Annotated in this window: 4 protein-coding genes; 1 reads left to right on the top strand and 3 read right to left on the bottom strand. The window is 75.8% G+C overall.

The features are described from left to right. The 3 genes from UO65_RS36835 to UO65_RS19110 form a co-directional block, all read right to left on the bottom strand. A partial coding sequence (locus UO65_RS36835) for an AAA family ATPase (RefSeq protein ID WP_035284559.1) occupies nucleotides 1-1,006 on the bottom strand: 1,006 nt, incomplete at its 3' end. 121 nt (nucleotides 1,007-1,127) lie between these two features. Next, nucleotides 1,128-7,355, bottom strand: a complete 6,228-nt coding sequence (locus UO65_RS19115) for an FG-GAP-like repeat-containing protein (protein ID WP_035284556.1) — start codon at nucleotides 7,353-7,355, stop codon at nucleotides 1,128-1,130. Then, entirely contained in the window at nucleotides 7,352-7,945 is a 594-nt protein-coding gene (locus tag UO65_RS19110) for a Vps62-related protein (RefSeq protein WP_035284554.1), read from the bottom strand. The genes UO65_RS19115 and UO65_RS19110 overlap by 4 nt, the downstream gene beginning before the upstream one ends. Before the next feature lie 213 nt (nucleotides 7,946-8,158). On the opposite strand from UO65_RS19110, the gene UO65_RS19105 reads away from it, so the two are divergent. Then, nucleotides 8,159-8,425 carry a hypothetical protein gene (locus UO65_RS19105; RefSeq protein ID WP_035284551.1) on the top strand — a complete coding sequence of 89 codons (267 nt, stop codon included), beginning with the start codon at nucleotides 8,159-8,161 and terminating at the stop codon, nucleotides 8,423-8,425. The last annotated feature ends 66 nt before the right edge of the window (nucleotides 8,426-8,491 follow it).

Raw genomic sequence — 8,491 nt, 5'->3', positions numbered from 1 at the left:
CCCGCCGGTCCGGGGCGATCGCGGCGTAGACGGCGTCGCGGTACACCTGGTGCCGGAACCGCAGGCGGCCGGTGGGTCCCCGCCCGGCCGCGCACACCAGTCCCGCCGCGACGGCGGGCGCGACCGCGGTGGTGGCGTCCGGCACGCCCGCGACGTGCGCTGCCCGCGCCGGTGCCGCGGCCTCGTCCAGCACGGCCAGCCCCTCGACCACGGCGACGGTGGCCGCGGGCAGCCGGTCCACCGCGGACCGGGTGGCGGCGACGAGCGGGCGCGGGACCGGCAGCGGCACCCGGTCGTCGGCGAGCAGGTCGTGCGGCACCTCGCGCAGCAGGGTGCACAGGTGCAGCGGGTTGCCCCGGGTGTGCGCGAGCAGCCGTTCCCCGGCGGGCGCGGGCGGCGCGACACCGCGCACCGCCCGGCACAGCGCGGTCACGTCGGCGGCGGTCAGCCCCGCCAGTTCCAGGGTCAGCGGGCCCGGTTGGCCGCGTTCGAGGTGGCGCAGCGCGGCGGCGGTGTCGTCGCGGCAGGCGAGCACGACCAGCACCCGGTCGGCCCGGATGCGGCGCAGGACGAAGCCGAGCGCCTGCGCCGAGAGCGGGTCCACCCAGTGCGCGTCGTCCACGACCAGCGCGACCGGGCCCGTGGACTGGAGGGCGCCGATCAGCGCCACCAGCGCCGCGCCGACGACCAGCGGCGGCGTCCGGGGCGGGATCGGGGGTGCGAGCAGCGGCGCGACGCGCAGCAGCACCGCCGGGGCGACCTGGCGCACGAGCTGGTCGACGATCCCGAATTCCAGCAGCTCCTCCGCCGGGTCGGCCGCGGCCTCCAACACGGTGAACCGGCCGGGGAGCGCGGCCACCGCCCGGCGCAGCACCGCCGTCTTGCCGATGCCCGGCTCACCGAGGACCCAGGCGGTGCGCGGCGAACCCCGGCACACCACGGCCACCGCCTCGGCCAGCCGCCCGAGTTCGGCCCGCCTGCCGACGAACGGCGGCTCGCTCCGCACGGTTCCTCCACGGTGGGTTCCACCCGGACCACAGCGAACGGCTCCCGACACTACGCCGAATGGCCGAGCACCGGAAGGGTGAACCGGTCGCCCGGGGCCCCGGGCGGCCGGCTCGGCGGGGTCAGGAGAACAGGTGCCACGGTTGCGGCACGAGCGACCGGTACAGCTCGTAGACCGACGCCGTGCCCATCCACAGCGTGTTCGCCACCAGGTTGGTGCTGCCCTGGACACCGATCTCGTCCCAGGACAGCTCCCGGGGCGCGTTCCCCTGCCGGGGGAAGCGCCACCGCTGGTACCTCCCGCCGCCTGCCTGCAACGCGGCGCCCGTGGCCCCGGCGATCCCGCCCGCGATCCCGCCCCACAGCGCCGACTCCCCGAGGCCGTCGGCGAGCCCCACGTCCAGCCCCACGATGTCGCGGTCGACACCGTTGGCGGTGAGCTGGAGGAGCACCCCGTTCGTCGCGCCGGTGATCGCGCCGTAGGCCGCGTACGCCCCGACGCCCGCGAGATCGGCGGCCCACTGGGACGCCGCGGTGCGCAGGAGCGCCGCGGTGACACCCGCGTACAGGGCCGTTCCCAAGCCCGCGGTCGCGGCACCCGCGACGGCGCCGACCGCCGCGTTGACCGCCAGGCCCGCCCAGAACCGCCCACCGGAGACCTTCGTGTGGCCCAGGCTGTACGACGCCGCCGAGAGCCCGGCGCTCAGCGCGGCGTAGCCGAGCGTGACGACGACACCCGTGGCGATCTCCGCCACCGCGGTCGAGGCGACCAGCGCCACGGCGGGCCCCAGCGCGCCACCGCTGGCGATGACGGCGACACCGCCGACCACCAGCACCGCGCCCAGGACCAGCCCACCGATCCAGTCGGTGCTGTACCCCGACGGGTCGACCCGGTCGACCGGGTCGTCCAGTTCGAACGCGAAGCGGTTCAGCGCGTCCGCGCGCAGCGGGTCGGACGTGCCCGGCCCCGGGTCCGGGGTCAGGAAGCGGCCGCGTTCCGGGTCGTAGTACCGGCCGCCGAAGTCGTAGAGGCCGACGTCGGGCAGCCAGCGGCGGTTCTCGTACGCGCGCCCGGGCAGCGCGGCGCCCACCTCCTGCCGCCACCGCCCGTACGGGTCGTAGGACACCCGCGCCAGCACCGCCCCGGCCTGGTCGAGGACGTGGGTGGTGCTGCCCTTGGGGTCGCGGTGGAAGTAGGTGGTGGTCTCCACCCCGGCCGCGCCGGTCACCAGCGCGACCGCGCCCGAGCCGTCGAGCAGGTACCGCTCGACGACCTCCGCGCCGCCGGGGTCGCGCAGGACCCGGTAGTCGTCGTCGACGACCACCTCCACCGCCCCGTCGCGCGCCGTCCGGCGCAGGGCGTGGCCCCGGTGGTCGGTGAGCACGGTCAGGACCGGCGGCCCGTCGACCTCGCGCACCTCGCGCAGCGCCCCCAGCCCGTCGTAGGCGAAGGCGAGCCGCGTCCCGTCCCACTCCCGCGTCGCCGTGCGCCCGCACGCGTCCTGCGCCGCCCGGTACACCGCGTCGCCGTCGCGGGTGCCGCTGCGCGCGAAGTGCGCGTGGTAGTCGTAGGAGACGCCGTCCTTGCCGCGCACGTTGCCCGACTGGTCGTACTCGTAGAGCGCGTCCGCGCCCGCGGAGAAGCGGACGAGGCGCTGGTCGTGGTAGCCGTACGCGGTGGAGCGGTCCGGGTCGAGCACGTCGTCGACCGCCGTGGTGCGGCCGAGCCGGTCGCGGGTGTAGCGCAGGTCGAGCACCCGACCGCCCGCCCCGTCGATCCGCTCCGCCACGAGCGCGCCCGCCGGGGACCGGGTGGTGGTCGTGGTGGACCCGGTGCCGTGCCGCACGGTCGTCGGCAGGCCGAACGCGTCGTGGTCGGCCAGCGGGCGGCTGACCCGCGCCCCGCCCAGGGCCTGCTCGACCAGCCGCGTGCCCGCGTAGGTCGCGGTCGCGACCGCGCCGTCGGGCAGGGTGCGCCGCACGACGCGCCGCTGCGGGTCGAATACCCGCTCGGTGGTGAACGGCGCCCGTTCCCCGGCCACGGTCAGCGTCGTCCGCACGACGTCGCCCCGGCGGTCGTGGGCGAACTCGCGCCGCGACTGCACCGCACCCTGCGCGTCGCGCACCAGCACCCCGCACAGCCTGCCCAGCCCGTACGGCGTGTCCGCCAGGTCGTAGGCGTACTCGATGGTCCGCCCGTCCGACAGCCGCGTCCCGACCACCCGGCGCAGGTGGTCGTGGGTGTGCTCGGTGGTGCCGCCCGCCGCGTCGGTCTCGCCCGCGGGCAGGCCCGTCGCCGGGTCGTACCGGTGGCGGACGGCCACCCGGCCCGGTGCGGGGACGGGGTTGAGGTCCGGGCAGTCGTAGGTGCCGCGCCTGCCGAGCGAGTCGCGGGTGATCGTCGTGGCGACACCGGTCGGGGTGGTCGCCGTCGGCGGGTCGACCGCCCGCACCGGCCTGCCGAGCGGGTCGAACCCGAACGCGGTGCGCGCCGCCAGGCCGTCCGGGTCGGCCACCACCAGCCGCACCCGGTCGGTGCCCGCGTAGCGCCGGTGCACCAGGCGGCGCACCGCGTCGGCGGTCGTCTCCGTCACCACGCCGCGCGGCCCGTGGTACCAGGTGGTGGACGAGGTCCCCGCGTCGGTGGGGACGTCGTGGCCGATGCGGCGGCCGAGCACGTCGTACCGGGTGGTGACCGACGCCGGGACCGGGTCGGTGGCGAAGAACGGCAGGCTGCGCCGGACCGGTCTGCCGCGGGCGTCGTGGTCGGTGAGTTCGACGACGGCGCCGCGCCGCTGCCCGGTCTCCCGCTCGGTCCGCCGGGTCAGGTCCCGCCCGTCCACCAGGGTCCGCGTGGTGGCCCACGAGCGCCCCACGTCGGTCGGGAACGCTTGCAGGGCTTCGACGACCACGACCTGCTCGCCCCCGGCGCGGGACCGGCGGGTCGTGCGCTCGACCGTGACGACCGGCGCCGCGCGCAACCGCCGCCGCAGTTCCCCGGTGCCGGTGACGCACGCGGGCACCGCGTTGGGGTCGGTGGTGCCCGGGTCCACCGGCACCTGGCGCAGCGCCGGTCTGCCGAACGCGTCGAGGGCTTCGACCGACACCTGCCCGTTGGCGTCGACGTGCGCGATCCGGGCGCCGAACCGGGGGTCGTGGCCGAACCACTCGACCAGCGACACACCGTGGTCGTCCGGCGGGTGCACCGTGCGCATCGGGTAGGTGTGGTGGTCCGGGTCGTAGTCGTGCCGCGTGGTGCGCCCGCCCGGTGGCGTCTCCGCGACCCGGTTGCCGAACCGGTCGTACTCGTAGGCGGTGCGGAGGAACGCGCCGCTCGTGTCGTCCCACCCGCCCGCCGACACGACGTGGTGGGTGCCCGGGGCCAGGTCGTACCGGCGCAGGCTGTGGTCGCCCTCGACGAAGGCCGTGGTGTCCGGGTCGTCGGCGTTGGCGGTCAGCTTGTCGTAGCGCAGGTGGCCCAGTGACCAGCCGGTCGGCGTCGTGACGTTGTCGTAGAGCCGGTGCCGGTACACCGCCTCACCCGGCCGGACAGGCACGCCCGCCGGGTCCACCTGCCCGAGGTCCGCGTCCAGCGTCCGGTTGCCGAACTCGTCGTAGCCGAACCGGTGGGCGTACGCGCGGTCGAACCGGTCGGCGCCGTAGTCGTAGTGCGATTCCAGGGTCGAGGTCAGCAGCACCTCGACCACAGGTCCGGTCGTACGGCTGTCGTAGGCGCACGTCGACGTGGACAGCAGCAGCGGCGGGCTGCCCGGGGGCACGCGCGGGTCGCCGCCCGGCACGGGGACCGCCTCCACCCGGACCTCGGCGACCCGGCCGGTGAACGGGAAGTCCTGCCGGTAGGCGGTCGTGGTGCGCAGACCGGTGCCCACGTCGAGCACCGTCCGCGAGGCGAAGCCCAACCAGCCGCGGCCGGTGAGGTCGAGGGCCGCGTCCCGGTAGGTCGACCTGCGGCGGTCGGTGAGCGGGAAGCGGTTGCGGCCGGGGTCGGTGGACCGCTCGTGGGCCGACACCACGTACAGGGCGCTGCCCAGGACCCGCTGCACCGGGCCGACGGTCGGCGTCAGCGGACCGGGGTGGCGCAACGCGGTCGCGTCGGGGAAGCGCGGCGTCCGGGACACCTCGTAGACCTCCGGGTCGGACAGCGGCGCGTAGTCGATCGTGACGCGTTCCCCGAGCGGGGTGGTGATGCCGGTGATCACGTCCAACGGCGCCCCGGCGGACAGGTACGGCGTCGCCCGGACCGCCCCCTCGCCGAGCGCGTCCAACCGCACCAGGTCCGCCCGGCCGTCGCCGTTCACGTCCACCGGCAGGAACACCGACCGGTCCGCGCCCACCCCGACCGGCCCCCCGCTGAACGACGGCAACCGCCGGTAGACCCCCGACGGCGAGGCCACGAACGGGGTGAACACGATCTCGTCCGCCGTCCGCCCCTGCCACACGACGGCGGTGGTGGCGTTGCCGTTGAGGTCGGCGGCGAACACCGCCCCGTCCGACAGCGCGAGCCCGGGGAACTCCGCGTCCGCGCCCCGGGTGAACGCGCCCGCGCCCGTCGAGACCAGCACGGACAGGTGCGAGGTGACCGAGTCCCGACCCGGCTCCTCCCACACCTGGAGCAGGTCTTGCACCCCGTCGCCGTTGACGTCGACCGGCAGCAGCGCCACCTGGGCCGCGCCCGCGTGGCCGGGCAGCGAGCTGTGCACGACCCGGCCGAACGAGACCCCGCCGCCCGCCGCGCACACCGACACGTAGCCCGCCACCGCGATCCGGTCGTCCCCGTCGCGCCAGGCGCGCACCAGGTCGACCACCCCGTTGCCGTCGACGTCCATCGGCCAGCAGCCGAGCAGGCCCGGCAGCCGGGCCGGGTCGCCGGTGACGCTGGTGGTCGCGGCGGAGAACGTGCCGCCGGTGCCGTACTCGGAGCGGTGGGTGCGCAGGGCGAACACCTCGCCGCGCTCCGGGTCGGGCGAGCTGTACGCCTGCACGATGTCGGTGCGGCCGTCGCCGCTGACGTCCATGGCGAAGAACGCCAGGTGCGTGGCGTCCCAGGCGGTGCCGGTGTCGAACGGCTCGCCCGCGGCCGCGAACCCCGTGCCGGTGGCCAGGAACACCGCGAACCGCAACCGCTGCCGCGGCCCGTCCGCGTAGGCGACCACGAGGTCCGTCCGGCCGTTGCCGTCGAGGTCGGCGGCCAGGACGTGGTGCCGGGGCGGGAAGGCGCCGAGCACGTCGTCGTGGCCGTGGGTGAAGGTGCCCGCCGCGGTGGCCAGCCAGGTCGAGACGCCGAGGTTGCCGTCCTCGTCGGTCCAGAACCGGGCCAGGTCGGTGCGACCGCTGCCGGTCACCGAGACCACCGTGACGTCGGGCACCCCCGGCACGTCGGGGCCGATCCAGCACGGCTCGCCGACGGCGAACCGGGGCAGCGCCGAGTCCCGCCAGGTGAACGCCGTGCCGGGCAGGGCGGGCGAGCCGTCCGCCGCCGCGCCCGACTCGGTCGCGGAGGTGAGGACGCTGAGCCCGGACGCGGCGCTCACGCCGTAGGCCAGGTCCCAGGTGCGCACGACCTCGCCCGCCACCGACACGGTGATGCGGGCCAGGCGCAGCTCCGTGGTCAGCAGGTGCCCGCCGACCGCCTCGGTGATCGGGTCGGGCCGGGGTTCGTAGGTGAAGTCCACGAACCGGTTCGCCGCCGTGCCGTCGGCGCGGGCGGTGTAGGCGATCCGGCTCAGGTAGCGGGAACCGGAGGCGGCGGGGGAGTAGGTGTACTCGACGCGGTTGCCGTCGAGGTCCTCGGTCGAGCTGAGCGCCCACACGCAGACGTGCGCCCCCGCGAGGACCTGGCTCTGCGGTGTGCTGCCGTAGTGGTGCACGGCGCCGGAGCGGGTCGTCACGCGGAAGCCCTCGGCGGGCGTGTCCCCGGCGACGACCCGGCTGTGGTCGCCCAGCTCGGTCCCGTAGACGGCACCGGGGGCGTGGTAGGCGCCGTCCACGGCGACCAGCCGCCGCCCGTCGAGGGCGAAGCGGTCGTCGGGGCCGAAGGTGACGGCGCCGGTGAAGCCGTCCACGGCGCAGGTCGCCTTCACCCGGGAGATGGCCGACCGCCCCGCCAGGTCCCAGCCGACGCCGAGCGCCCCGTTGCGCCGGTGGTGGCCGTAGACCAGGGCCAGGTCGGGCTGCGCCCCGTTGATCCCCGGCGGGACCGCGATCGCCAACCGGTACGTCGCCTGCCCACCCGCGTCGACCTCGAAGGTGCCGCACCGGAGCCCGGTCGCGCACTCGCCCCCGGCCTGCTCGACCTCCGCGCGGCCGGGCGCTTCCAGCGTGCGGCTCACGACGACAGCAACCGGTAGGCGACGCCCGCCCACGGCGAGTAGTTGCCCTGGGCGACGAAGGTGGAGTTCGCGTCCACCGGCCGGTACAGGCTCACGTCCTTGCCCGCCCCGGACCCCGCGTCACTCCAGATCTTGTGGTCGACCCCGGTCGCCTCCACCCACTGCAACGCGACGCAGGCGTAGTGCTCCACCTCCGGCGCCCGGTACCCGTGCGAGGCGACGAACCCGACGGACACGTACCCCGGCGGCGGCTCCGGGTACCAGATCGCGCCGTTGTGGTCACCCCGGGAACCCTTGTCGTTCCACACCTGCGTGAACCCGACCGGCGCCTTCAGCAGCGGCCGGTCGGACAGGCCGACCTGCCGCACGGTGACCGCGAGCGCGGCGGGCTTGGTGTAGTCGCCCTGGGCGTAGTCACCGAGGGCGTACCAGCCGTCCTCCGGGACGGGCCGCCAGACCGCCACGTCGCCGTGCGCGCCCGACCCGGCGTCGCTCCAAACCCACTCGAACTTCGCGGTGGTGCTGCGCTGCACCGTGGCGGGGAACCCGGTGCGCGCGTCGTCCTTCGGCCCCTGCTGGACTTCCGACATCGACCGACCTCGATTCGTGAGTGACCTGCCGGGTACTTCCCGGTCGAGCACCACGCTAGGTCCGGTCGGCACGCGTGTCCCCGGGGCGCAACCCCAGGAACCACCCCAGGACCACACCTCACGCTCTGTCCACACCAGACGCGATTCTCACCGTATCGGGCGACTTGTCACGGAGGTGGTGGCTGTGTCACGCCGCTGTGGCGGGGATTCCTCGTGCCCGTCCTCACCCGGGCGAGCGCCGACGTGGACCACGGCCCCCGCACCGGCCGACTGCACCTGTTCGACCCCACCACGGGGGCCGCGGAGGACCTCGGACCGGTCGAGGCCGAGGCGCACTCCCCGGCCTGGTGGCAGGCCGACGACGGTTGGCACCTCGGCCACATCGCCCTCACCCCGACGGCCCCACGCCGCTGTCGCGGCCCCCCGGCCGCCTCGACGCCCTCACCACCACCCCCGCGGGCACCGCGATCGCGGTACTGACCGGGAACACCTGGACCTGGCGTGGTCGTTCCCGTGCTGACGTCGGTCTCCGTTTGACGCGCACGG

The sequence above is a fragment of the Actinokineospora spheciospongiae genome, assembly GCF_000564855.1.
Lineage (GTDB): Bacteria > Actinomycetota > Actinomycetes > Mycobacteriales > Pseudonocardiaceae > Actinokineospora > Actinokineospora spheciospongiae.
Note: the sequence above shows the minus strand (reverse complement) of the source record. Positions and strands in the feature narration are given on the sequence as shown.